At 32.2% G+C, this 23,909-nt stretch carries 22 protein-coding genes and 1 tRNA gene; 13 read left to right on the forward strand and 10 right to left on the reverse strand.

Going from position 1 to position 23,909, the window contains the following annotated elements; all coding sequences use genetic code 11:
* From LWW95_08820 to nfi, 7 genes are all read left to right on the forward strand, one after another.
* On the forward strand, nt 1-1,886 hold a 1,886-nt coding region (locus LWW95_08820; GenBank protein ID MDL1957129.1), incomplete at its 5' end, for an AAA family ATPase.
* Nucleotides 1,887-2,068: 182 nt separating this feature from the next.
* Nucleotides 2,069-3,214, forward strand: a complete 1,146-nt coding sequence (locus LWW95_08825; GenBank protein MDL1957130.1) for a restriction endonuclease subunit S — start codon at nt 2,069-2,071, stop codon at nt 3,212-3,214.
* Nucleotides 3,211-3,558 carry a nucleotidyltransferase domain-containing protein gene (locus LWW95_08830; GenBank protein MDL1957131.1) on the forward strand — a complete coding sequence of 116 codons (348 nt, stop codon included), beginning with the start codon at nt 3,211-3,213 and terminating at the stop codon, nt 3,556-3,558. The genes LWW95_08825 and LWW95_08830 overlap by 4 nt, the downstream gene beginning before the upstream one ends.
* A complete protein-coding gene (locus tag LWW95_08835; protein ID MDL1957132.1) occupies nt 3,551-3,958 on the forward strand; it encodes a HEPN domain-containing protein in 408 nt (135 codons plus the stop codon). Before LWW95_08830 ends, LWW95_08835 begins: the two co-directional genes overlap by 8 nt.
* Nucleotides 3,959-3,972: 14 nt before the next feature.
* Nucleotides 3,973-6,978: an HsdR family type I site-specific deoxyribonuclease gene (locus LWW95_08840; protein MDL1957133.1), complete on the forward strand. Its 3,006-nt coding sequence runs from the start codon at nt 3,973-3,975 to the stop codon at nt 6,976-6,978.
* Entirely contained in the window at nt 6,968-7,507 is a 540-nt protein-coding gene (locus tag LWW95_08845; GenBank protein MDL1957134.1) for a M48 family metallopeptidase, read from the forward strand. Before LWW95_08840 ends, LWW95_08845 begins: the two co-directional genes overlap by 11 nt.
* A complete protein-coding gene (gene nfi / locus LWW95_08850; GenBank protein ID MDL1957135.1) occupies nt 7,461-8,141 on the forward strand; it encodes a deoxyribonuclease V in 681 nt (226 codons plus the stop codon). Before LWW95_08845 ends, nfi begins: the two co-directional genes overlap by 47 nt.
* On the opposite strand, the gene LWW95_08855 is transcribed toward nfi, so the two are convergent.
* From LWW95_08855 to LWW95_08890, 8 genes are all read right to left on the reverse strand, one after another.
* Nucleotides 8,116-8,382: an HU family DNA-binding protein gene (locus LWW95_08855; protein ID MDL1957136.1), complete on the reverse strand. Its 267-nt coding sequence runs from the start codon at nt 8,380-8,382 to the stop codon at nt 8,116-8,118. The genes nfi and LWW95_08855 overlap by 26 nt on opposite strands.
* Before the next feature lie 2 nt (nt 8,383-8,384).
* Nucleotides 8,385-10,784, reverse strand: coding sequence for a phenylalanine--tRNA ligase subunit beta (gene pheT / locus LWW95_08860; protein MDL1957137.1), 2,400 nt, complete (start codon nt 10,782-10,784; stop codon nt 8,385-8,387).
* Between the two features lies 1 nt (nt 10,785).
* Nucleotides 10,786-11,796 (reverse strand): phenylalanine--tRNA ligase subunit alpha, encoded by a 1,011-nt coding sequence (pheS, locus tag LWW95_08865; protein ID MDL1957138.1) that lies wholly within the window; start codon nt 11,794-11,796, stop codon nt 10,786-10,788.
* 1 nt (nt 11,797) lies between these two features.
* Nucleotides 11,798-12,157: a 50S ribosomal protein L20 gene (rplT, locus tag LWW95_08870; protein MDL1957139.1), complete on the reverse strand. Its 360-nt coding sequence runs from the start codon at nt 12,155-12,157 to the stop codon at nt 11,798-11,800.
* Between the two features lie 11 nt (nt 12,158-12,168).
* Nucleotides 12,169-12,369 (reverse strand): 50S ribosomal protein L35, encoded by a 201-nt coding sequence (gene rpmI, locus LWW95_08875; protein ID MDL1957140.1) that lies wholly within the window; start codon nt 12,367-12,369, stop codon nt 12,169-12,171.
* A 12-nt stretch (nt 12,370-12,381) separates the two neighbouring features.
* Nucleotides 12,382-12,888 carry a translation initiation factor IF-3 gene (gene infC / locus LWW95_08880; protein MDL1957141.1) on the reverse strand — a complete coding sequence of 169 codons (507 nt, stop codon included), beginning with the start codon at nt 12,886-12,888 and terminating at the stop codon, nt 12,382-12,384.
* Entirely contained in the window at nt 12,884-14,839 is a 1,956-nt protein-coding gene (gene thrS, locus LWW95_08885) for a threonine--tRNA ligase (protein ID MDL1957142.1), read from the reverse strand. Before thrS ends, infC begins: the two co-directional genes overlap by 5 nt.
* Nucleotides 14,830-14,904: transfer RNA gene (locus LWW95_08890), tRNA-Val, on the reverse strand. The genes thrS and LWW95_08890 overlap by 10 nt, the downstream gene beginning before the upstream one ends.
* Nucleotides 14,905-15,019: 115 nt before the next feature.
* Between LWW95_08890 and LWW95_08895 the strand changes: the two genes are divergently transcribed.
* Genes LWW95_08895 through LWW95_08915 form a run of 5 tightly spaced genes read left to right on the forward strand, consistent with a single transcriptional unit; the run spans nt 15,020 to nt 20,679 of the window.
* Nucleotides 15,020-15,946, forward strand: a complete 927-nt coding sequence (locus LWW95_08895) for an NAD-dependent epimerase/dehydratase family protein (GenBank protein ID MDL1957143.1) — start codon at nt 15,020-15,022, stop codon at nt 15,944-15,946.
* Nucleotides 15,947-15,954: 8 nt separating this feature from the next.
* Complete coding sequence (locus tag LWW95_08900; protein MDL1957144.1) at nt 15,955-17,139, forward strand: pyridoxal phosphate-dependent aminotransferase family protein; 1,185 nt, start codon at nt 15,955-15,957, stop codon at nt 17,137-17,139.
* Nucleotides 17,136-18,260, forward strand: coding sequence for an N-acetyltransferase (locus LWW95_08905; GenBank protein MDL1957145.1), 1,125 nt, complete (start codon nt 17,136-17,138; stop codon nt 18,258-18,260). The genes LWW95_08900 and LWW95_08905 overlap by 4 nt, the downstream gene beginning before the upstream one ends.
* 59 nt (nt 18,261-18,319) lie before the next feature.
* Nucleotides 18,320-20,017 carry an HDOD domain-containing protein gene (locus tag LWW95_08910; GenBank protein ID MDL1957146.1) on the forward strand — a complete coding sequence of 566 codons (1,698 nt, stop codon included), beginning with the start codon at nt 18,320-18,322 and terminating at the stop codon, nt 20,015-20,017.
* Nucleotides 20,014-20,679: a DUF434 domain-containing protein gene (locus LWW95_08915; GenBank protein MDL1957147.1), complete on the forward strand. Its 666-nt coding sequence runs from the start codon at nt 20,014-20,016 to the stop codon at nt 20,677-20,679. Before LWW95_08910 ends, LWW95_08915 begins: the two co-directional genes overlap by 4 nt.
* On the opposite strand, the gene LWW95_08920 is transcribed toward LWW95_08915, so the two are convergent.
* Together LWW95_08920 and selA are read right to left on the reverse strand one after the other, a co-directional pair.
* On the reverse strand, nt 20,654-21,034 hold the full coding sequence (locus tag LWW95_08920) for a hypothetical protein (protein ID MDL1957148.1): 381 nt from the start codon (nt 21,032-21,034) through the stop codon (nt 20,654-20,656). The genes LWW95_08915 and LWW95_08920 overlap by 26 nt on opposite strands.
* Nucleotides 21,018-22,424: an L-seryl-tRNA(Sec) selenium transferase gene (gene selA, locus LWW95_08925; protein ID MDL1957149.1), complete on the reverse strand. Its 1,407-nt coding sequence runs from the start codon at nt 22,422-22,424 to the stop codon at nt 21,018-21,020. The genes LWW95_08920 and selA overlap by 17 nt, the downstream gene beginning before the upstream one ends.
* Before the next feature lie 185 nt (nt 22,425-22,609).
* On the opposite strand from selA, the gene rho reads away from it, so the two are divergent.
* Complete coding sequence (rho, locus tag LWW95_08930; protein MDL1957150.1) at nt 22,610-23,857, forward strand: transcription termination factor Rho; 1,248 nt, start codon at nt 22,610-22,612, stop codon at nt 23,855-23,857.
* The last annotated feature ends 52 nt before the right edge of the window (nt 23,858-23,909 follow it).

Genomic DNA, 23,909 nt, shown 5'->3' on the forward strand with positions numbered 1-23,909 from the left:
AACATCCAAATGGTGGTTTTGGACATTTATCAAATCAACAACCTCAAGCACAATTTACTTATAATGCTATTGTACTTCTTAAGGAATTAGGAGTATTAAACAAAATTGACAAGAATAAGCACATAAACTGGCTTAAATTACTTCAAACACCAGATGGTGGATTTAGTCATATTCCAGGTCAATCGTCTCATATCACTCACACTTATTTTGCAGTCAAAGCTTTAATAGAATTAGAATCACTGAATCAGATAAATAAAGATAAACTCATCCAGTTCATATTATCCTGTGAACATCCAAATGGTGGTTTTGGACATTTATCAAATCAACAACCTCAAGCACAATTTACTTATAATGCTATTGTACTTTTAAAAGAGTTAAAGACATACTTCATAGAGCTATATGATAGATGTATTCAAGAATTAGAGAAAATTTCTGATCCCGCAAAAATAGATGAATTAGTAAATAATATTATAAGTGCTCAAGTTTTGGATGATAAATTAGTTAATACGATAAAAAAAGAAGTTGAGAATTTAAAAAACATTACAAAAAATAACTTACTGGAAAAGATTTTAAATATGATTCCGAATTTTGTATACTTTGATAGTATAGATTTTATAGGGGATTCAATCCCTCTTGACGAATACTTAAAGAATACAGAAAAGTATAAAACTTTTACAAACTTATTTAAATTAGCAGGATTAGACGTTAAAAAAATAAGAGCTACAAGAACACCTCATACTATAAGTCGCCTTTTTAAAAGTGCTACAGCAAAAATTACAGGAATGATTAATGAATTCTGGGAACAAGAAGAAGTAACTGTAAACTTAGAAATGATTGGGGATAAAATATTAGTATCTATTGATGATGCGCTCGGTGCCAAAGCTGATCCACCTAGTAAAAGAAGCGATGGTTTTAGATGGTTTTTATCTTTTTACATCAATTTTATGGCAGGAACAAAAGGAGAATTAAAAAATACAGTTTTACTTTTGGATAATCCGGGATGGGTATTACATCCTTCTGGACAAAAAGATTTGTTAAAAGCTTTAGAAGAAATAGCAAAAACAAATCAGATAATAATTGCTACACATTCTCCATTTTTAATTGATAAAAACAAATTGGAAAGAATAAGGATTGTTGAAAGAAAAGAAGATGAGGGAACAAAAGTATATGAAAAATTCTGGGATTCACTATATGATTCGTTGCAAGTAATCAGAGCAAGTATTGGAGCAGATATATCAGATTCTCTCTTTGGTCATAAAAACAACATCATTGTAGAGGGATTTTCAGATAAAGTGTATTTGGAAGCTATGAACAATTATTTAAAAAGAAAAGATAAGAAAACAATTGGCATTGATAAAGTTATGATCATCGGTGCGGGAGGAGCTGATAAAGTTCCTTATCTTGTAGCTTGGCTTAAAGCCGAAAGGTATAATTCATTGGCTTTACTTGATGCGGATAACGAGGGAAGGAGGGTTATTCAAGAAATAGAAAATAGGAATATTGAGATAGATAAGGATTTAGATGTTTTAATGTTAAATGAAATTTCTGAGGAATTCAAAGGAAAAGATATAGAAATAGAAGACTTATTTGATGAAAAGTTTTACAATATGGCTGTCAATAAAGCATACAGAGAGGTCTTTGAAAGTAAATTAAAAAAACTTGAGATTAAATTGGAAGAAATACCTACAAATGGTTTGAAAACTAAAAGATATTACAAGTTTTTTAAAAACAATAACTTAGGAGGATTTGATAAAGTTAAAGTTGCATTAGAAATTAAAAGAATCATAAAGGAAAGAGAAGAAGTAGCAGAAGAAACAATTTCTAATTTTGAAAAATTATTTGAAAAAATCAAAGAAAAATTCAAGAAAAAAGGGATAGAATTGTGATATTAAACTGGTTTGGATATTATGACAGTACCTTATATTTTGTTTCTAGCAGAGTTACTTAAGTATCAGTCTCTAAATAGGCGTTTAGAATTGGAAATAGAATTTATTAAGATTATCAAGGTTCTTGGTAATGGGTCGTTCATCTTAATTTAGATAAATAAATTACTTGATTCTTTAATGTAATGAAAGAGAGCAGAAATAATGTGTTAAAGGAATGGAAGGAAGTAAAATTAGGTGAGGTTTTAGAATTAAAAAATGGCGAAAGGCCAAAGATAAATGATTATGGCATTATTCCAGTTTACGGAGCTAATGGGATAATGGGGAAAACAAATGATTTTTTAGTAGATAATGATTTTACGATTATAGTTGGACGAGTGGGAGCTTCAGGCGAAATTCATTTAGCCAAAGGTAAAGTATGGATAAGTGACAACGCTATTTATAGTCAAAGTTATAAAAGTAAGAAAATTCATTTGCCATTTTTGTTTTACTTACTTACTTTTAAAAATCTTAAACAATTTGCTACAAAAACTACTCATCCAATAATTACTCAAAGTTTTCTCAAAAATCTTCCGATCCCCCTCCCTCCCCTTCCTGAACAACAAAAAATTGCTGAGATTTTAAGCACTGTGGATAGTGCGATTGAGAAGGTAAATCAAGCCATAGAGAAGACCCAGAGGTTGAAAAAGGGCCTGATGCAGGAGTTGTTAACAAAAGGCATTGGGTATAATGAATTTAAAGATACAGAAATCGGCAGGATACCGAAGGAGTGGGAGGTGGTGAGGCTAAAAGAATCGGAAGAGATAAAGCTTATAATGGGACAGTCTCCGCCGGGAAAAAGTTATAACAAAGAAGGAAAAGGACTCCCATTTATACAAGGAAAAGCCGAGTTTGGTAATATGTATCCCTCCGCTATATTATGGACTACTCAGCCTACAAAAATAGCAGAAGAAGGAGATGTTTTAATTTCTGTAAGGGCACCGGTTGGAGATGTTAATATATGCCCTTATAGGTTATGTATAGGGAGAGGGTTGGCAGCAGTAAGAATAAAGAAAGGTTCTAATATATTTTATTTTTATTGGTTTCAAAAGGAAAAACAACACATTGAAAATATTGGTAAAGGTTCCACCTTTAAGGCAGTCACTAAAGATGAATTATCCAATCTTTTTATTCCATTTCCCCCACTTCCTGAACAACAAAAAATTGCTGAGATTTTAAGCACTGTGGATAAAAGGCTTGAGCTTTTGAAGAAAAAGAAAGAAAAATTAGAAAGGATTAAGAAAGGTTTGATGAATGATTTGCTTACAGGGAAAAGGAGGGTAAAAGTATGAAGAGACATCATAATCTCAAAAAATATCTCACTACAACTGAATTAAAAGCTATTGATATGCTTGTTACTAAAATAAGTAAAATATGGCCAAATACGAAATTTAAACTCTTCGGCTCAAAAGTTACAGGAAACTTTGACGAAGAGTCAGATATTGATATTTTGATACTTTTACCTTGTGAAGTGAAAGAAGAGATTAGAGAACGAATAATTGATATCGTTTTCAATATAAATCTCAAATTTGATACAAATATAAGTCCTCTTATCCTCTCAGAAAAGGAATGGGTAGATCTTTCAGTACTTCCGATTCATTATTTTATAGAAAAAGAAGGAGTTACATATGGATGAAAAAGATCAAAAAGAAAAATTTGTTAAATATTGGATAGAGAAATGTCTTCAATCTCTTGAGGCAGCAGAAGATGACTTAAGAGCTGGTCGTCTTTCTTTTTCCGTTAATAGAATTTATTACGCATGTTTTTATATTGTCAGCGCTTTATTGCTCCAAAGAGGTTTTAAATTTAAGAAACATTCTGGAGTTAAAGCTTCGTTCCATAAAAATTTTGTAAAGCAAGGACTTGTAAGCCCTGATGATGGACGCTTTTACAACGAGCTATTTGAAGCAAGACAAAGAGGAGATTATATTGAATTTGTTTATTTTGAAAAATCACAAGTAGAGGAATGGTTAAATAGAGCAAAAATGTTTGTTGATACGGTAAAGAGACTAATTGAACAATTCAAAGAGAAATAAGAGGTATCCAAGATATGAAAATAGCCTTTGATGAGAAACATCTTGTAGAAGACTATATTATTAAACAACTTGGAGGAAAAGGATGGAGGTTTATCCCTGCCGATGCCCTTGAAAGGGAGAGCTATAAAGAACCTTTGCTAATCTCGACTCTTATAAGGGCTATCAGAAGGATAAATAAAGGGCTTGAGATTGGTGATGAAGAGATAAATAAGGTCTTAAATGAGCTAAAACTTGCCGGTACAGGGATAGAAGGGGCAAAGCGGATTTTAAACTTTTATAAATTAGGTGTTCCAGTAAAGTTTGAGAGAGAAAAGGTAGTAAAATATGTTTACCTCTTTGATTTTGAAGATATTGAAAATAATGAGTTTATCATCAGCAAACAAATAAATTATGAGGGCAGAGAAAGGATAAGAACCGATATAATGCTCTATGTTAATGGCATTCCCCTGGTAAATATAGAGTGTAAGAATCCCACCAATCCCTCAGTAAGCTGGTATCAGGCATATAAGCAGATAAAGGATTATGAGGGCATAGTGCCTGAACTTTATAAGTATGTCCAGATAGGGGTAGCGGCTGAGAGCAAGGCCAGATACTTCCCCATTGTCCCCTGGCAAGAGGATACAAAGAAACATGAATGGAGAGAGGAGTTAAGGGACTCTATAGATGCTACTATTGAGATGCTTAGAAGGGATAAATTGCTGGATATAATCAGAAATTTTCTCTTTTACAGGATTGAAAGGGGAGAGGCAACAAAGGTTATTACTAGATATATGCAATACAGGGCAGCCAATAAGATAGTGGAGAGGGTGATAAAAAATCTTAGAGGTAAGGAAGAGAAGAATAAAGGGCTTATCTGGCACTGGCAGGGGAGTGGGAAGACACTGACCATGATATTTGCGGCAAATAAGCTTTACTATATGAAAGAACTAAAGAATCCCACTATATTTTTTATCGTAGATAGGATTGAGCTTGAGGAACAGCTTTATAAAGAATTTTATTCCCTTGATATTCTAAAGCCTGAAGTTATTGGTTCAATAGAAAAACTTAAAGAAGTTTTAAGTTATGATGATTATAGAGGTAAAAGAGGAGTATTTATTACTTTAATTCATAAATTTAGACCTGAAGAGCTTAAAGCATTGCAGAAAGAACTTGAAAATATATCAAAGGAAAAAGAAACAATAATGAATCGTAAAAATGTTATTGCCTTTATAGATGAAGGGCATAGGACACAATATGGTATCCTTGCTGCCCAGATGAAAGGTATCCTTAAAAATGCATTCTTTTTTGCTCTTACAGGCACACCTATTTCAAAGAAAGGAAGAGATACATATCTTGAATTTAGTTATCCACCAAAAGAACTTTATCTGGACAAATATTTTATTACAGAATCTTTAAAAGATGATTTTACTGTAAAGATTGTTTATCAGCCAAGGCTTGAAAAATTACATCTTAAAAAAGATATGCTTAAGACATTTTTAGAGGTGGAGTTTGAGGAATTACCAGAAGAATTTAGGGAAGAGGTAGAAGAAAAAATAAAGAAGAGATTAAATGCTATAAAACTATTTCTTGAAAATCCAGAAAGGATAAAGGTAATTGCAAAGGATATTGCTCAACATTTTAAAGAGCATGTTGATGGGAAATTTAAAGCTATGATTGTAGCATCTAGTAGAATAGCTTGTGTTTTATATAAAAAAGAATTGGATAAGCATTTGCCTTATTATGCTGAAGTAGTGATAAGTTATTTTGGTAAGGAAGATGAAGAGCCGATTAAATGGTGTGTGCAAGAGGCACAAGCAAGATATGGAGGTAAAGAAATAGATAATTTGAGAAAAGACATAGTAGAAAGGTTTAAAGAAGAAGAGTATCCAAAAATCTTGATAGTGACAGATATGCTACTTACAGGCTTTGATGCACCCATTCTTCAAACCATGTATTTAGATAAACCACTTAAAGAACATAGACTTTTACAAGCTATTGCAAGAACAAATAGACCTTTTAAGGGATTGAAAGAAGCAGGAGTAGTGATTGATTATGTAGGGGTTTTGAAGGAATTTAAAAAGGCCCTTGAGATGTATAGCACAGAGGACATCAAAGGGGCATTGTTTAGCTATAATAGCTTGAGAGAAGAGTTTTTAGCATTAATTAAGGAAATTCTTGAAATACTTAAAGAAGTGCCAAGAGATTATGAAAGGGAGGTTTTATTAAAAGCAGTAGAAGTGCTTACAACTGATGCTGAAAGAGAAAAAGAATTTATTGAAAAATATAAAAATCTAAGAAAAATTTTTGAATTCCTTGGGCCAGATGAAGTTAAGCTTGAGTATTTTGAAACTTATAAGTGGATTTCAGCCATTTATACATATTATATGAAAATAGTAATGCAAAAACCCACTTATGAAGGATATGTACAAAAATATTATGAAAAAACAATCAAGTTTGTGCATAAAACAACAGAGATAGAAAAGCTTGAAAGAGAACTTCCGGCTATAACCTTTGATGAAGATTATCTAAAAAAACTTGAGGAAAAAGTAAAAAATAAAAAAGAAAAGGCAGCAAATATTCTTTTTACCTTAAATAGACTTGTCCTTGTTGAAAGGCATAGAAGTCCCATTTATGAATCTTTGGTGGATAAAGTTGAGAGATTGCTTGAATTATGGAAAGAAAAGACAAAGGATTATGAAAGGATATACATGGAAGGGGTAAAGATAATAGAGGAAATAAATGCTCTTTCTAAGAAACAAAAGTCTCTTGGTCTTTCAGACCTTGAATATTCAATGCTTCTTACCCTTGAAAGAAGGTTTGGAGAAAATAATAAATTGATAAATGAAGTACAAGGACTTTTTGAAAAACTTAAAAAATTTATGTTTCCTGGATGGATTAATCAACCTGTAATAAGAAAGGAAGTAGAAAGGGAGGTAAGAAGATTTTCAAGGGGTTTCAAAAATAAATATAATCTTTCCCTTCAACAGATTGATGATTTATATGAAAAGCTTATTGAAAATGTAAAGAATTATGGAGCTTGAATATAAAGTCTCTTATAGAAAAGTGAAGTATCCAAGATTAGAGTTTAAAACAGGAGGACTTTTGCTTATTCTTCCTTATGGTGAAGATCCAAAAACTATTTTAGAAAAACATAAAGATTGGATAATGAAAAAAACAGAATTTATAAAGGAATGCCTAAAAAATTCTTTAGATAAGAAATTGGTTGAACGAGAAGAAAAAGAATTTAAGGAACTTATTTACTCTTTGGTTGAAAGAACATCTAAAGAACTTGGGGTAAAAGTAAAAAATATTTATTTTCGGAAAATGAAAACTAAATGGGCAAGTTGTAGTAAAAAAAGAAACTTAACTATTAACATACTGTTAAAATATCTACCTGAATGTCTTATAGATTATGTAATTTTTCACGAAATTGCTCATATTATAGAGAAAAAACATAACAAAAAATTTTGGAGTATAGTTTCAAAAAAATTTAATCATTATCAAGAGCTAGAAAAAGATTTATTTGGATATTGGTTTGTCTTGGGTAAAAAATATAAAAACTCTTATTAATATTCAATGTCGTTTAAGAAAAAAGGTTATTTTAATTCCTCCTGATAATTTTTCTCCTAAATTGATAGCTGGAGTGGATGTTGCTTATAGTCGAAAAGATGAATATCTTTATGGTGCTGTTGTTATTTTAACGTTGCCAGAATTAAACATTATAGAGAAAAAGATAGCTATAGGTAAGGTGAAATTTCCTTATATACCAGGATTTCTTTCTTTTCGTGAAGTACCTATTTTATTAAAGGTATTTAAACAAATAAAACAAAAACCTCATGTCATTTTGGTAGATGGACAGGGTATTGCCCATCCACGGCGTTTTGGTCTAGCCTGCCACTTAGGGATATGTTTGAATATTCCTACAATTGGTTGTGCTAAATCATGCCTTATTGGTACATATAATCCAGTACCAAATCAATTAGGTAGTTATAGCTTTTTAAAAGATAATGAAGAAATTATCGGTCTTGTTTTACGTACTCGTAAAGGAGTAAAACCTATTTTTGTATCTCCTGGTCATCTTATAGACATAAAAACAACTTACAATATTACTCTTGCCTCTTTAAAAGGTTACCGCATACCTGAACCTATCCGTTTAGCTCATATAGAGGCTAATATAGCTAAAGCTTCTCTAAATCTCGACTAGGTTTAAAAACCACAGTACCATAAGGGGGAATTTCTACTATTTCCCCACTTACTGGATGTTTTACTCTTTTAGCTTGGCGCAATACTGGTTGCCACTTTCCAAATCTAACAATCTTTACTTCCTCTCCTTCAATAAGACATTCTCTAATAATTTCTAACGTTGCATTTACTACCTCTTTAATAAGCAATCTAGGTAATCCTAAACGCCTATGTACCTGTTCAACAATGTCTCTTTTTGTCATAGCTATTGCCTCACATTAATTTTAAATTGTTTTATTATACTTTGCACAATATTATTGTGCAACTTATCTACTTCCTCATCAGTAAGTGTATGGTCAAAAGCCCGATAGATTAAACGAAAAGTTAAACTCTTCTTTTCTTTTTCAAGTGGAGGCCCTTGATAGACATCGATAAGAAAAATGTCTTCTATTTCTGGTATCTTTAAATTAAGAACAAAGTCATTTATTTTTTGTGCAGAAAAATCTTCTGGTACTACTAAAGATACATCCCTTTCACTTGATGGATATTTAGGTAAAGGTTTAAATTGTTTTTCTCTTTCTATTAATTGAAAAACCTTTTCTAAATCAAGCTCAAAGATAAAAGCAGTTCTCTTTAAGTCCCACGCTTCTTTCACTTCAGGATGAATTTCTCCTAAGTAACCAATTTTTTCATTATTAGAATTTATCCAAGTTGCATTTGCAGGATGAAGATAAGGTAAATCTGCTGGTTCAAATCTTACATTTTTTAAACCTATTGCTTCAATTAAAGATTCAACAGCACCTTTTAAATCATAGAAGTCTGCTGATTCTAATCTAAAATGCCAAGAAGGATCAAAGTGATAGCCTGAAAGGATTCCTCCTAAATGATAACTTTCTTTTGGTAAGTCCTTTCCTATATCAAAAAATACTTTACCTAACTCAAATAGACGAAAGTGATAGATGCGTTGACGCTGATTTATATCACAAGCTTCTAAAAGTCCTGGTAATAAGGTGGTTCGCATTACAGCCCTATCACTTGTTAAAGGGTTTAAAAGTTTTATTGTTTTTCTCAAATAAGAATCATTTGGAAGGCGAAGTTTATCAAATACTTTGGGATCAATAAATGCGTAAGTAATAATTTCATGCCAACCTAATCCACATAAAATATCCTTTATTTTTTCTCGCCATCGTTGATAAAGAGGAATAGGTCTTGCTTCTAAAGAGAGAATTGGCATAGTAGAAGGAATTTTTTCATATCCATAAAGACGGGCAATTTCCTCAATAAAATCTATCTCTCTTTCTAAATCATGGCGATAACTAGGTGGCATTACTTCTAAGATTTCTCCTTTATCTTTTATATTTACTTTTAAAGCTTTAAGAATTTCCATAATTTCTTTTTTAGATATTTTAGCTCCTAAAACTTCTTTTACTTTTGATATTCTTATATTGACAACAGGAGGATATTTAGGGGATGGATAAACATCAATTGTTCCCTTTGCCACATTTCCTTCTGCTAATTCTTGCATAAAATAAGCAGCTCTTTGTGCTGCCAAATATGTACCTTCTGGGTCAACTTCTCTTTCAAAGCGATAAGAAGATTCAGTAATAATATTTAACCGTTTAGCTGTACGTCTAATAGTAATAGGGTGAAAATAGGCACTTTCAAGTAATACATCAGTAGTTTCTGAGGAGATTTCTGAATTCATTCCTCCCATTATTCCAGCTAAAGCAATAGGGCCATTTTTATCACAAATTAATAAATCTGTTTCTTTAAGCATTTGTTCCTTCCCATCTAATGTAATGAGTTTCTCATTAGGCTTTGCTAAACGCACAATAATATGTTTTTCATTAATTTTTTTAGCATCAAAGGCATGAAGAGGCTGTCCATATTCTAACATAACATAATTTGTAATATCCACAATATTATTAATTGGTCTCAAACCAGCTAATAACAGTCTTGCCTGCATCCATAAAGGAGAAGGTTTTATCTTTACATTTCGAATCAAACGAGCAACATAACGAAAACAATGTTCTGGATTTTCAATTGTTACTTTAAATTCTTTATCAATAGAAATGCCTGTTTCTTTTATTTCATATTGAGGATAATTTAATTTTAATCTTAAAATTGCTGCAATCTCTCTTGCAATGCCTAAAATACTTAAACAATCTCCTCTATTTGGAGTAATAGCAATTTCAAATACAGTGTCATCTAGTAAAAGTGCTTTAGCTAAATTAATACCTAAAGGAAAATCATCAGGCAAAATCCAGATTCCACTATGATCTTCTCCTACACCAAGCTCTTTTTGCGAACAAAGCATCCCTTCTGATATAATACCCCGGATTTTTATTGCCTTTACTTCTTGACCAGAAGGTAATAAACAGCCAGGAATGGCTAAAGGAGCTTTTATTCCTTTTTTAACATTAGGTGCTCCACAAACAACATTATAAGTAGCATTGCCTGTTGAAACTGAGCAAAGGCTTAATTTTTTTGCTTGCGGATGAGGAGAAACAGATTCAACCTTGCCGATAATAACTTTTTTTAAGTAATTATAAGGTTCTAAAATTTCTTCTACTTCTAAACCAGTCATAGTCAACTTTTCGGCAAGCTCCTCTGGAGAACAATTTATCTCTACAAATTCTTTAAGCCAGTTTAAAGGTATTCGCATTTTAAAATTGCTTTAAAAATCGAAGGTCATTTTCAAAAAAAAGACGAATATCGTCAATGCCATATTTTAACATAGCAATCCTTTCCACTCCCATACCAAAGGCAAATCCTGTATAAACTTCTGGGTCATAACCAACATTAAGAAATACCTTTGGATGCACCATCCCACAACCTAATATTTCTAACCAACCTGTATGGCCACATACACGACATCCCCTTCCACTGCAAATAACACAAGTAATGTCCATTTCTGCACTAGGCTCAGTAAAAGGGAAAAAGCTTGGGCGGAATCTTACACCAATACCCTTTTTAAAAAGAGCTTCCATAAAAGCAGTAAGAATGCCTTTTAATTGTGAAAAAGAGACATTTTTATCAACTAAAAGTCCTTCTACTTGATGAAACATAGGGGTGTGCCTGATGTCAGCATCACAACGATAAACAGCACCAGGGGCAATTATACGTACAGGTGGAGGCTGTTTTTCCATTACTCGAATTTGAATAGAAGAAGTGTGAGTGCGCAAAACAACTTCTTCGGAGACATAAAATGTATCTTGCATATCTCTTGCGGGATGATGAGGTGGGATATTTAGTGCTTCAAAATTATAATAATCTAACTCTACATCCGGACCTTCGGCAATCTCAAAACCCATATTACAAAATATTTCACATATTTCTCTTAAAGTTTGTGTAATAGGGTGAAGTGTGCCAAAGGTATGAGGGCGACGACCGGGTAAAGTAACATCTAAACGTTTAATAACAATAACTTTTTTTTCAGAAATAGCTTTTTCAATTAAATTTTCTAATTTCTCTTTAAGAACATTTGCTTTTTTACCTATAATAGGTCTTTCTTGAGGAGGAAGCTCTTTAACTTTTCTAAGGATTTGTGTAAGTTTTCCTTTTCGACCTAAAAATTTAACTCTTATATCCTCAATTTCTTCAATAGAAGAAGCTCCTTCTATGGCTTTAATAGCCTCTTCCTCAATAGCCTCAATTTCTTCAATAAAGTTTTTCATCTTAAACTGCTAATTGCTGTCGGGCTACCTCAACGAGTCGAGAAAAGCTTTCTTTATCTTTTATTGCCATATCAGCCAATACTTTCCGATTTAATTCAATACCAGCCAACTTTAATCCATGAATAAAACGACTATAACTTAATCCATTTTCTCTAACTGCTGCATTAATGCGTAATATCCAAAGGCGTCTGAAATCTCTTTTTCTTGCTTTTCTATCTCGATAAGCATAATTTAATGCTCTAAATACAGTCTCTCTAGCCCGCGCATAAAGTCTACCTCTACCTCCCCAATAGCTTTTAGCCATTTTAAGGATTTTTTTGTGTCTTTTTCTCCTTTTAGTACCAGTTTTTACTCTAGGCATATCTCACCTCTCTAAAAAGCATTAGGTAACATACGTTTTACTCTTTCTAAATCTGCTTTATGAACAAGAGCAAAATGACGCAAATGGCGTTTACGCTTTGCACTTTTTTTTCTTAATAAATGACTATGCCAACCTTGCCCCCTTCTAATTTTGCCTTTAGCAGTAATTTTAAATCTTTTTGCTGCACTTCTATTTGTTTTTATCTTTGGCATTTCTCACTCCTTTTATTTAGGCATAAGTATCATTGTCATATTGCGCCCTTCCATCACTGGAGGGGTATGTACTTTAGCTATATCTTTTGTTTCTTCTATAATCCGCTGTAATACAGCTTTTCCTAAATCAGCATGTACTATCTCTCTTCCTCTAAACCACATAATTACCTTTACTCTTGCTTTTTCTTCAGTAAGAAAACGTTTAATATGCTTTAATTTAAATTGAAAATCGTGTTCCTCTATTTTTGGTCTCATTTTTATTGCCTTTACTTGAATCTGCGCCTGCTTTTTTCTAGCCTCTTGTTGTTTCTTTTTAAGTTGATACTTATATTTACCATAATCCATAATGCGACATACAGGAGGATTAGCATTTGGAGCAACCTCTACTAAATCTAAACCTTCTTCCTCTGCACGACGCAACGCCTCATTAAGACTTACTATTCCAATCTGTTTTCCATCTATTCCAATCAATCTCACTTGTTTTGCCCTAATTTGTTTATTTACCCTTATTTTATTAATAAGATTCCCTCCTTTTTGGTCTTGGTATGGCAGTTTCTTCTTTTAATAATTCAATAAAGGTTTCAAGACCCATACTGCCTAAATTTTCTCCACTTCTTCTTCTTGGAGTCACTGTTTGTGTTTCCACTTCTTTATCTCCAATAACTACCATAAATGGAACTTTTTGCAATTGCGCCTCACGAATTTTATATCCTAATTTTTCATTTCGAAAATCTGTCTCTACTCTAAATTCTTCCATACAAAGCCTTTCATATACTTTTTGAGCATAAGCTATGTTTCTATCAGTAACAGTTAAAATACGCACCTGTACTGGTGCTAACCAAGGTGGAAATGCACCAGCAAAATGCTCTGTTAACACTCCAATAAATCTTTCTAAAGTGCCAAGGATAACTCGGTGAAGCATAGCCGGGCGTTTTTTTTGACCATCACTGTCTATATAAGTAAGGTCAAATCTTTCTGGTAAGGCAAAATCACATTGAATAGTAGCACATTGCCATTTTCTACCAAGGGCATCCTTTAATTTAATATCTATTTTAGGTCCATAAAATGCACCTTCACCCTCACAGATTCGGTAATTAATGCCTTTATCTTTTAAGGCTTGTTTTAAAGTCTCTGTTGCATGCTCCCATATTTCATCAGAGCCAATAAACTTATCTGGACGAGTACTTAATTCGACTTCATAATTAAAACCAAAAATCTGCATAACATCATCCACAAAATCTAATATTCCTTTAATCTCACTATTCAATTGGTCTGGACGACAAAATATATGAGCATCATCTTGGGTAAATTGCCTTACTCTTAACATACCATGTAAAACACCTGATTTTTCATGGCGACAGACTGTACCCAATTCAAAAAAACGCAAAGGCAAATCTCTATAACTTCTTATCTTTGAACGATAAATAAGAATATGGGCTAAACAATTCATAGGTTTTATGCCATAAAGATGTCCTTCTATTTCTGTAAAATACATATTTTCTTTATAATAATCCAAATGACCAGATTGCTTCCAAAGTTCTGCTTTTAATAACTGTGGTCCCATAACCATTTGATAACCGCGTCGCAAATGTTCTTTTATTTCAAATTCTTCTAAAATATGTCTTAAAATGGCTCCTTTAGGTAAATAAACAGGTAAACCAGCACCAATTTCTTCAAATTGTGTAAATAAATCTAATTCTTTACCTAATCGGCGATGATCACGTCGTTTTGCTTCTTCTAAATGATGAAGATATTTATCTAAATCTTTCTTATCAAAAAAAGCAGTGCCATAAATCCTTTGAAGCATAGGGTTTCTTTCATCACCACGCCAATAAGCACCTGCTACTGAAAGTAATTTAAAAGCCTTAATTTTATCTGTAGATTCAAGATGAGGCCCACGACACAAATCAATAAAATCACCTACTTTATATATAGAAACTATGCCATCTGAAATTCCATTAAGGATTTCTAATTTATAAGTTTCGCCCAAAGATTCAAATAATTTTTTTGCCTCTTCTTTACTAATTTCTTTTCTTTCAAAACGCTCCCCACGGGCAATAATTTTTTGCATTTCTGCTTCTATTTTTTCTAAGTCTTCTGGAGTAAAACCAGGTGGGTAATCAAAGTCATAATAAAATCCTGTTTCAATTGGTGGGCCAATAGTAACTTTTGCTTCAGGATAAAGATGTTTTACTGCTTCAGCCATAACATGAGCAGTACTATGACGTAGGATTTCTAAAGCTAAGGGAGAATCCATAGTGATAGGTTCAATCTCTGCTGATTCTTTTAATACAAAACTTAAATCTACTAATTGACCATTTACTTTTGCTGCTATAAGTTTCTCTTCAGGTATACCTAATTTAAGAAAGATATCTTTGACTTTAGTACCTACTGGAAGACAGATTTTCTTTTTACTACATTTTACCTCAATTTCTTCAGCCATTTTCCCCAAAATAAAAATGGTAGGCACGGGCGGGATCGAACCGCCGACCTCTACCGCGTCAAGGTAGCGCTCTCCCACTGAGCTACGTGCCTACAGTATTTTAAAATTATCAATTCTTCCAACCCCTGTCAAGCACAAAAGAAAATTATCAAAAAAAAGCAAAAAAGTCTAGACAAAAAAAGAAAATATTTTTTAAATATCCTCAATATGGGCAAACGTGTTCTTGTTACAGGAGGAACTGGGTTTATCGGTAGTCATCTTGTAGAATGGTTACTTAAAAAGAATTATGAGGTTTTTTGTTTGGTAAGGAATCCTGCTCGATTGAGATGGTTAAAAGGGTTACCAGTATATTTAATTATAGGTGATTGTCAAGCAAAGGATTTAAGATTGCCTCAGGTAGAGGTTGTTTATCATGTAGCTGGAGTGGTAAAGGCAAAAAAACCTTCTTTATTTTATAATGTAAATTATAAAGGTACAGTAAATCTTGCTCAAGCAGTCTTAAAACAAAAATTGCCTCTTAAGTACTTTATCTTTATTTCAACCTTAGCTGTTTGTGCTGATTCTCTTTCTCATTATGCTCATAGTAAGCTATTGGCAGAAAGAGAACTTTTAAAACTTCCTTTACCTCTTATAATCTTTCGCCCAACAGCTATATATGGCCCAAGAGATAAAGAATTTCTTAGTTTTTGTCGTTTGATTAAGTATGGTTTGGCTCCAATATTAAATCCTGAAGGAATTTTAAGTTTTTGTTATATTGATGATTTAATAGAAATATTAGGTGCTGTTCTTGAAAAGGAGATTCCTTCTAAAAAGATCTTTGCAGTTTCTGATGGAAAGGCATATAGCTGGGAAGAGGCTTTAAAAATAGTTGCATCTGCTTTGCAAAAGAAACCAATTTATTTTAAAATTCCAAAAAAATTAACTTATATTTTAGCTTTGATATTTGAAAAACTTAATATTTTTATTAAAGAACCTATAATTTTTAATCAAGATAAGTTAAAAGAGATCTTTCATAAAAATTGGTTTTGTGATATTTCAGAAATCCAAAAGCTACTAGGTTATACACCAAAGTATGATTTATTTTCAGGAATGGTAAAGACGATAAATTGGTATCAAAGACAGGGATGGATATGAGGTAAGTCATGGATATTTTTGCAAAATGTTTTAGATTTGCCTCCCAAGTAGAGGAAGTGAAATCAGAAAGAAAATATTTTTATTTTCGCACCATTTCTTCTATTCAAGGGCCAGAGGTAATAGTAGGGGGACGTCGTCTAATTATGCTTGGTTCAAATAATTACTTGGGATTAACAGAAGATCCTCGAGTAAAAGAAGCTGCTATCAAAGCAATAAAAAAATATGGAACAGGTTGTGCAGGTTCTCGTCTTCTCAATGGAACAGTAGATTTACATGAGGCATTAGAGGCTCAAATTGCCTCTTTTTTTAAAAAGGAAGCAGCAATTGTTTTTTCTACTGGTATGCAAGCAAATTTAGGCACTATCCAAGCACTTTTAACGCAAGATAGTGTTGCCATTTTAGATAAATTTGATCATGCCAGTATTATTGATGGCTGCCGTTTAGGATATGGAGAGTTTAAACGCTATCCTCATAATGATATGCAAGCATTAGAAAGATTATTACAGAATGAAAAAGAAAAAGCAAAACTTATTATTGTAGATGGTGTATTTAGTATGGAAGGGGATTTAGCTAATTTGCCAGAGATTATTCGTCTTGCTCGAAAATATGATGCAAGGGTAATGGTAGATGATGCTCATGGTATTGGTGTAATGGGGAAAAATGGTCGAGGTATAGCTGAATATTTTGGTTTGGAAAAAGAAGTGGATATTATTATGGGAACATTTAGCAAATCTTTAGCTACTATTGGCGGTTTTATTGCTACTAAAAAAGAAGTAATAGAATATGTAAGACATGTTGGGCGTGCCCTTCTATTCAGTGCTAGTTTAGCACCTCCTTTAGCAGCTGCGGCTAGTATGGCACTTAAAATTATTGAAACAGAACCAGAAAGAAGAGAAAAACTTTGGGAAAATACACGTTTTTGGTTAGATGGTTTAAAAAATCTTGGTTTTGACACAGGTTATAGTGTTACACCAATTGTGCCAGTAGTTATAGGTGATCCTAATAAGACATTTGAGATGTGTCGTCATTTAGAAGAAAATGGAGTATTTGTAAATGCTGTTGTACCACCTGCTGTCCCACCTGGAAGAGCTCTATTACGTACAAGTGTTATGGCTACTCATACTAAAGAACAGTTAGAAAGGGCACTTGAGGCGTTTGCTCAAGCAGGTCGAAAAGTAGGTATTATTCCGTGATAAAAATAAAAAAAGTTATTACTAAATCCCAATGGCAGACATTTTTACACCTTCCTTGGAAAATTTATAAAAATGATCCATATTGGGTGCCTCCTTTATTAAAGGATGTAAAATTCTGTTTGAATGAAAAAGAGAACCCATTTTATGACCATGCTTATCGCGAGCTTTTTCTTGCATATAAAAATGAGGAAGCTCTTGGACGTATAGTAGCTATTGTTGACGAAAATTATAATGCTTATCATCATGAAAAAATTGGTTGGTTTGGCTTTTTAGAAACAGTAAATGATTTTACAGTTATTTCTGCCTTGATAGATATTGTTAAAGAATATTTAGCCCATTTTGGGATAAAATATCTTTATGGCCCGGTGAATCCTTCTACTAATGAGACTTGTGGTCTTCTTGTAGAAGGTTTTGATGATCCTCCCTGCTTTTTGATGGCTTATAATCCACCATATTATGCTCAGTTGTTGGAAAAATGTGGTTTTAAAAAAATAAAAGATCTTCTTGCTTATGAAACTTCCTTACCTTTTTCAAAAACTTTACTTCAAAGATTTGAAAATATTTGTATTTGTTTAAAAAATCGCTATCCTGAACTAAAGGTCAGACATATTTATATGGAAGATTTTGAAAAAGAGTTAAAACGCATACAAGAAGTTTATAATGAAGCATGGTCTAGAAATTGGGGCTTTGTACCTATGACAGAAGCAGAGATAAGAAAGATGGCAGAACGCCTTAAACCTTTAGTTGTGCCAGAGTTTGTTTGGTTAGCAGAAATAAGGGAAGAACCAATTGCTTTTATGATGTTTTTACCTGATTATTTTCAGGTATTTAGACATTTAAATGGACGTTTTTTTCTACTTAATTGGTTAAAATTCTTTTGGTATCGAAGGAAAATAAATAGAATAAGAGTTGTTACTTTAGGGGTTAAAAGGCAATATCATCATAGTGGAGTGGTACCTCTATTTCTTCTTCAAGCAGGAAAAACATTATTAAAATTTCCTTATAAACGTCTTGAATTTTCTTGGATTCTTGAAGATAATCTTCCAGTAATTCGTATTGCTGAGTTAATAAATGCAAGCTTAAAAAAACGATATCGTATCTATGGAATTAAAATAAATTAAGCAAGACTTTCTTGACATAATTAGAAAGACAATATTATACTAAGCAAAAAGAGCTTAGTATGAAAGAAGATATTTCTGAGGTTTCTTTTCCAAGTTTTCCTGCTGTTGTAATGGAACTTTTGCAATATACAGTTAGGGAAGATGCATGTGCTGAAGGAGCGGAGAGAATTATAAAAAAAGATCCTGCTCTTACAGCGGAGATTTTAAAAATAGCCAATAGCCCTCTTTATGGAAAGGGAAAGATCAGTAATCTTCGCCATGCTCTTACTTTTTTGGGATTAAATACTTTAAAATATCTAGCTATTACTATTGCTGTTACTGGTGTATTTTCAAAAATGGAAATGCTTGCTGATGAAACTGGATTTGATTTTACTGAATTTTGGTCTCATTCTTTGCGTATTGCTTCTATTTCTCAACAAATAGCACAAAAGATAAATTATCAAGATCCAGAAGAAGCTTTTATTGCTGGTCTTTTACATGATCTGGGTCGTCTTATACTTGTTCAAAATTATCCTAAAAAATATTCAGAAATAGTAGAAAGTGTAAGTAAAGCAAAAATAAAGTCTTTTGAAAAAGCAGAAGAAGAAATTTTAGGTGTTACTCACACTGAAGTAGGAGCAAAACTTTTAGATTTTTGGAATCTTCCTTCTGCATTTGTGGAGGTAGCCCAGTATCATCATCTTTCTTTATCTGAATTAAAAACCACCCTTGTCCAGATTGTTCATATTGCTCACAATATTGATAGTCTTTCTACCTTACCTCCTTATGACAGACCATTTGCTATGGAAGCAATATTGAGTGAAATACAGCAACATTGGAAATCAACTTGTGAAGATCTTGAAGAGATTTTAAAAACAGCTGAAATGCAAGTAGAAGTAATAGCTCAACATTTAGGCATCTCTTTGGAGGAGGCTGAGCTTAGAGTAAAGATGCCATTTCCTGAACAAGCTGAACTTTTAGCAAAACTTCTTATATTTCAAAACATTTGGTCAGATTTAAAAGATTATTCTATTAAAGGTATATTCAATCAAGCTGCTAGGGCATTGGCATTGGCTTTCGGTGTAAGGAGGTCTCTATATTTTATGTTAGATAAAGAAAAAAATATTTTAAAAGAAGTAACAATTGAAGGATTTCAAAGACAACCATTTATTATTGAAAAAAAAGATTTAGTTTGGGAGGCTATTAGACAAAAAAGAATAGTAAGTTTTTTAGAATTAAAGAAAAAAGGTTTTTCTACTTTAAAAGAAATAGAAAGTTATTTTCCTGCAGATTTTATTATTATGCCTTTGTGGAATGGTGGTGAAATCATTGGTGTGGTTTTGTTGGAAATGTTTTTAGATAAAAAAATAAGTTCTCTTTTGAGTTTTATTGCAGAACAAATAGCTACAAAGATAAAGATCTGTTTGCTTACTAAAGAAAGAGAGTTTTTAGTAAAAGAGAAAGAAAGAATAAGAGAAGCTTATCAAAGGAGTTTAGAAAAATTAATTGAACTGGAAAAAAGAACAGCTGCTATAGAAACAGCAGGTACTATTTCTCATAAGCTTAATCAATCTCTTACTGTAATTCAAGCTAGAATAGAACTTCTCTTACACAAGATTAAAGATAGAGAAGATATTAAATCTATTGTTAAGAAAGAATTGGATATTGTATTAGATGAAAGTAAAAAGATGAATGAATTTATTAAAAAATTACTTGAGTTAAAAACATATAAAACAAAATCTTATATTAATGGTGTTGAAATTCTGGATGTTGAATGAAACTTCCTCATCAAGCAATTTCTCATTTACGTTTTTTACTCGATAAAGGATATTCATCTGGACAAGCTTTACAAATAATAGGAAATCGTTACCAACTCAATTCATGGGAGAGGAAATGGTTAGAAAGAGGAGTTTGTAGTATAAAGCAAGCAAAAATAAGGGAAAGGAAGAAAAAAGGCTTATGGCGTTTAAGACAAGCTAAATTGGGAATAGATGGTCATAATGTATTAATTACTATAGAAAGTGCTATTAAAGGAAAACCTCTACTTTTAGCAGATGATGGTTTTATTAGAGATATGGCTGGTGTTTCAGCCAGTTATCAGCCTAGTTCCACTACAGAAAAGGCTTTAGAATTAATCTTTGAAATTTTAAAGCTTTATCAACCTTTATGGCTTGATTGGTACTTTGATGCTCCTCTCTCATTTAGCGGGGAATTAGCAGCAAATGTGCGTAAAAAATTAAAAGATTATCATTTATCAGGCACAGCTCAAGCAGTACCTGTGCCAGAACATTATCTCATACATCATGAATTAATTGCTACAAGTGATAGTGCATTAATAGATATATGTTCAGAAGTTATTGATTTAGCAGGAGAAGTTTTAAAATTTTGTGGATTTTCTTTTTCTCTTTTTAAATTTAAAAACTTAAATGTAAATGAATAATATCAGGCGTTAAAAAAAACTTACTTTCTTCTACTTTTTTCTTTATTGGAGAAAAAGTAAAGAAGAATTTTTTTTCTGCTTCTATAATTTTAAAGGTTTTAATAGCTTTAAGTGTAATTACTGGAGCAATAGCAAAGGCATAAATAATTTTTCCAGATTCATCAAAGGCAACAATAGACAAAGGTTCTTCTTGAGATTTAGGTGGTCGATAATGAGGTATAGGTATAAGTTTTTTTTCTCTTATCCATTGAAAAAGAGCACATTTAATTGTATCTGCAATAATATTTTCATATCTTAAAGAAGCTGGTAATGTTTTTAAAGCCTTTTTTAAATAACTCTCAAGTTCCTTTTCCATAATTTTCCTCTAAAGCAGTTTTAATTAAATGAGGGATCATTTTTATTTCTTCATTAAGTATTGTGCGAACATCTAAATAAAGCATATCTTCTTCAATACGGGCAATAATTGGTGGATCTATTTGACGAAGTTTTTCTTCTAATTGAGAAACTGAAATATTTTTAGGTCTTAAAGCAACTACATAAGTAGGCAATGCTTCTCCTGGTAAAGAACCACCTCCTGCTTGAGAAATACTGGATTTTATTGTTAAAAAAATTTCTTTTTCTGAAATATATTTTTTAATAGCCCTTTTTAATTTCATTGCTTTTCTTTTTAATTCTTTTTGAGATATTGTAAGTAAATATAATGTAGGTATTTCTCTTATAGCCTTTTCTTCGTCTCGATAAAGTTTTAACGTACTTTCTAAAGCTGCTAATGTAAATTTATCAATACGAAGTGCTCGATTTAAAGGATTCTTTTTAATAGCCTCTAAATATGAACGTTTACCTAAAATAATTCCAGCCTGTGGCCCTCCTAAAAGTTTATCACCACTAAAACTTACAACAGAAACGCCTGTAGCTAGTGTTTCTTGCACTGTTGGCTCTTTTCCTATACCATATTTAGTAAGGTTAATAAAATTACCACTGCCTAAATCTTCAATTACTGGTAAATTATATTTTTCCCCTAAATTTACTAATTCTGTTAAAGAAACCTCTTTTGTAAATCCAATAATTTTAAAATTACTTTTATGTACCTTCATTAATAAAGCAGTTTCTTCATCAATAGCTTGCTCGTAATCATAAAGATGAGTGCGGTTTGTTGTGCCTACTTCTACTAATTTCACCCCACTTTTTCTCATAACATCAGGCATTCGAAAAGAACCTCCAATTTCCACTAATTCACCTCGAGAAACTATAACCTTTTTCCCATATGCCAAAGTGTTTAAAATTAAAAATACAGCAGCTGCATTATTATTCACTACCATAGCTGCTTCAGCCCCAGTTAATTCACAAAGAAGCTCTTCAACATGAACATAACGGCTCCCTCTTTTGCCTATTTTTAGATCATATTCTAAATTGTTATAGTAACGAGCAACCTCAATAAGATGAGAAATTGCCTCTTCAGCAAGAAGAGATCGTCCTAAGTTTGTATGTATTACTACACCAGTTGCATTTATTACCTTTTTTAAATGATTCTTTTGTTTTATTTTCAATCTTTTTATAATTTCGAAGATAATTTTTTTATAATCAACTTTGTTAATTTTATTATCTAAAATCCCTTTTCGATATATTTCAAGCACTTCTCGTATAGTATTTACTGCTAAATGTCTAGGAAAATTTTGTAAAATTAAATTTTCTTTTAATATCTCATCTACAGAAGGTATTTGTCTTAATAATTTTTCTTTCACAATTTTAAATCATATTATAGCATATAATTTCTGTCAAATGCTGCTTGACATTTTTCAAGAAAATTGTTATAAAAAAATTACCCGCCTACAGGTGTATTAAATCTATTAAGTGGGACAGATTTGTTTAAGAAAATTTTAAGGTTTCCTAGGATATTAATTAAGATATCTTGATTTAATGAGGGAGGAGCATGAATTTAACTCAACTTAAAGCAATGAAGATTAGTGAATTACTTAACCTAGCGCGTGAACTTAATGTAGAAAGTACACCTGGGATGAGCAAACAGGAGTTGATTTTCACTCTGTTGCAGACGCAGGCAGAGAGGAATGAAGCAATTTATGGTGAAGGGGTATTGGAAGTTTTGCCAGATGGTTTTGGTTTTTTGCGTTCCAGTTTTAACAATTATTTTCCTGGCCCTGATGATATATATGTTTCTCCTTCTCAGATTAAAAAATTTGGTCTCCGTACTGGAGATACTATTAAAGGTGAAATAAGACCACCTAAAGAAGGTGAAAAATATTTTGCTCTTTTAAAAGTAGAAAGTATAAATTTTGAACCACCAGAGAAAGCGAAAGAAATTGTAGCCTTTGACCACCTTACTCCTCTTTTTCCGAATGAGAAAATTCAATTGGAATATGATCCTAAAAATTATTCTACTCGTATTATGGATTTACTTACACCTATTGGTAAGGGACAGCGTGGGCTTATTGTTGCACCTCCTCGTACAGGTAAAACTATGTTATTAAAAGATATTGCTCATGCTATAGAAGCAAATCATCCTGAAATATATTTAATTGTATTACTTATAGATGAAAGGCCAGAAGAGGTTACAGATTGGGTACGCACTGTTCGAGCAGAGGTGATTAGTTCTACATTTGATGAACCTGCTCACAGGCATATTCATGTAGCAGAGATGGTGATTGAGAAAGCAAAACGTCTTGTAGAATATAAGCATGATGTAGTTATTCTTTTAGATAGTATTACTCGTCTTGCAAGGGCTTATAATACTGTTGTTCCAGCCAGTGGTAAAATCCTTTCTGGAGGTATAGATGCTCATGCTTTACATAGACCTAAACGGTTTTTTGGTGCAGCCCGTAATATTGAAGAAGGTGGTAGTCTTACAATTATTGCTACAGCCTTAATTGAGACAGGAAGTCGTATGGATGAAGTAATATTTGAAGAGTTTAAAGGTACAGGTAATTTAGAGATTCATTTAGATAGACGTTTAAGTGATAAGAGGGTTTTTCCAGCTATTGATATTAATAAATCTGGAACTAGAAGAGAAGAGTTATTAACAGACCCAAAGTACCTTCCTCGTATCTGGTTATTACGGAAATTGCTTGCTCCTCTTAACCCTGTTGATGCTATGGAATTTTTATTGGATAAAATTAGAGCTACTGAGACAAATGAAGAATTTTTAAATTCTATGAACCAATAGCTTGCCAAAATAAAAAAATAAGTTATAAAGCCTCTTTTGAAAAAGGAGGAAA

It is taken from the genome of Candidatus Desulfofervidus auxilii (assembly GCA_030262725.1).
In the GTDB taxonomy this organism is placed as follows: domain Bacteria; phylum Desulfobacterota; class Desulfofervidia; order Desulfofervidales; family Desulfofervidaceae; genus JAJSZS01.

Excerpts from the sequence above, each read along its gene's own strand:
- LWW95_08895 (MDL1957143.1), top strand. The coding sequence starts at position 15,020 with ATGGGCAAACGTGTTCTTGTTACAGGAGGAACTGGGTTTATCGGTAGT.
- LWW95_08920 (MDL1957148.1), bottom strand. The coding sequence starts at position 21,034 with ATGGAAAAGGAACTTGAGAGTTATTTAAAAAAGGCTTTAAAAACATTA.
- LWW95_08900 (MDL1957144.1), top strand. The coding sequence starts at position 15,955 with ATGGATATTTTTGCAAAATGTTTTAGATTTGCCTCCCAAGTAGAGGAA.
- LWW95_08915 (MDL1957147.1), top strand. The coding sequence starts at position 20,014 with ATGAAACTTCCTCATCAAGCAATTTCTCATTTACGTTTTTTACTCGAT.
- LWW95_08825 (MDL1957130.1), top strand. The coding sequence starts at position 2,069 with ATGAAAGAGAGCAGAAATAATGTGTTAAAGGAATGGAAGGAAGTAAAA.
- rho (MDL1957150.1), top strand. The coding sequence starts at position 22,610 with ATGAATTTAACTCAACTTAAAGCAATGAAGATTAGTGAATTACTTAAC.
- rplT (MDL1957139.1), bottom strand. The coding sequence starts at position 12,157 with ATGCCTAGAGTAAAAACTGGTACTAAAAGGAGAAAAAGACACAAAAAA.
- LWW95_08830 (MDL1957131.1), top strand. The coding sequence starts at position 3,211 with ATGAAGAGACATCATAATCTCAAAAAATATCTCACTACAACTGAATTA.
- pheS (MDL1957138.1), bottom strand. The coding sequence starts at position 11,796 with ATGAAAAACTTTATTGAAGAAATTGAGGCTATTGAGGAAGAGGCTATT.
- LWW95_08910 (MDL1957146.1), top strand. The coding sequence starts at position 18,320 with ATGAAAGAAGATATTTCTGAGGTTTCTTTTCCAAGTTTTCCTGCTGTT.
- LWW95_08840 (MDL1957133.1), top strand. The coding sequence starts at position 3,973 with ATGAAAATAGCCTTTGATGAGAAACATCTTGTAGAAGACTATATTATT.
- LWW95_08835 (MDL1957132.1), top strand. The coding sequence starts at position 3,551 with ATGGATGAAAAAGATCAAAAAGAAAAATTTGTTAAATATTGGATAGAG.
- rpmI (MDL1957140.1), bottom strand. The coding sequence starts at position 12,369 with ATGCCAAAGATAAAAACAAATAGAAGTGCAGCAAAAAGATTTAAAATT.
- LWW95_08855 (MDL1957136.1), bottom strand. The coding sequence starts at position 8,382 with ATGACAAAAAGAGACATTGTTGAACAGGTACATAGGCGTTTAGGATTA.
- pheT (MDL1957137.1), bottom strand. The coding sequence starts at position 10,784 with ATGCGAATACCTTTAAACTGGCTTAAAGAATTTGTAGAGATAAATTGT.
- LWW95_08845 (MDL1957134.1), top strand. The coding sequence starts at position 6,968 with ATGGAGCTTGAATATAAAGTCTCTTATAGAAAAGTGAAGTATCCAAGA.